Genomic DNA, 1065 nt, shown 5'->3' with positions numbered 1-1065 from the left:
AGGAGTACAAAATGATGTCTTCTGGTTTGACGACGTCATTCGCGAAGCGATTCAATCGGCTTGCGACTTGAGCCATGTCTGTCCAAATGGTTGCGTAGTATTTTTCATCTAAGGTTTGGCGGAACATACGCAGCCCAAAGTGGCCTTCCTTAAAGGGAGGAAGCGTGAATAGCTCACGTTCGTATGTGTCGCGAATCAGCTGTGCTGATTGAGAGTAATTAAGTGCAGGCACCTCTTCTTGAGATGCCTGTACATTCAAGATGAGTGAGCAAGAGAGCAAGACCGCCAAGCTGATAGGTTTGATACGCATAAATCCATTCCCTGATATAACCTGGATGTAAACTTATCATCAATGTTTGTTAAGAATGTAAAACCTGAGTCAATAGTTCAAAATATGTCTAAAAGTCAGGTTGATACGTTCTCCTTTTGGTTTGGCTGTTTTGGGAACGCAGTGTCTCCAATGGTGCTGAAGCTCCCCAGCCATGATCAATAATGCGCCGTGGCCGAGCTCATATCCTATTTGAGTTTTACAATGTAAATTTCGTAGCACAAATCGGCGCGTATCACCTAAGTTCAACGAGGCGATCACCGGGTTTCTGCCCAGCTCTGGTTCATTATCTTGGTGCCACCCCATCGAATCCTGACCGTCGCGATACAGATTCGCCAATACAGAGTTGAACGGGGTGTTGGCAAGGCTTTCACAGCGAGCCTTGAGTGATAAAAGCTCAGACGTCCAAGGGTGAGGTGCCATGGTTAAACCCGAATAGGTGTAAGGCGCATCGCCATGCCAAGTCTGCAAACGAGGTTGAAGTACCGATTTCCCGAAAATGGTTATGCGTTCTTGTTGCCAAGGCAAGGTACTCATAAGCGTTGAAAAGTACGTATCCGCTTCTTGCTGAGAAAGAAAGTTTGGTTGATAAAAGAGCTTACCTTGGCGTACCTCTTGCCAATCCGTACTTTCAAATAAATCGCCTTGTCCTTGCATCCCGTTGCCTATTTAAACCACAAAAATTTCAGATAATTATTACCTTTGCAAAGGCTATTGGTTATTCTTGTAGATAATAA

The 1065-nt window shown here is 44.8% G+C and carries 2 protein-coding genes; both read right to left on the bottom strand.

Annotated elements, in window-relative coordinates; genetic code table 11:
- Nucleotides 1–310, bottom strand: a 310-nt coding sequence (locus R8269_RS26055; RefSeq protein ID WP_318223019.1) for a DUF3541 domain-containing protein, incomplete at its 3' end; no start/stop codon positions are given.
- A gap of 69 nt (nt 311–379) precedes the next feature.
- Nucleotides 380–985 (bottom strand): alpha-ketoglutarate-dependent dioxygenase AlkB, encoded by a 606-nt coding sequence (locus R8269_RS26050; protein ID WP_318223018.1) that lies wholly within the window; start codon nt 983–985, stop codon nt 380–382.
- Nucleotides 986–1065: the final 80 nt, after the last annotated feature.

The organism is Vibrio sp. Vb0667, from assembly GCF_033391095.1.
This window is presented reverse-complemented; position numbering and strand designations above follow the sequence as displayed.

Bases quoted from the DNA above. Each gene is read 5' to 3' on its own strand.
- R8269_RS26050 (WP_318223018.1), bottom strand. From the start codon at position 985: ATGCAAGGACAAGGCGATTTATTTGAAAGTACGGATTGGCAAGAGGTA.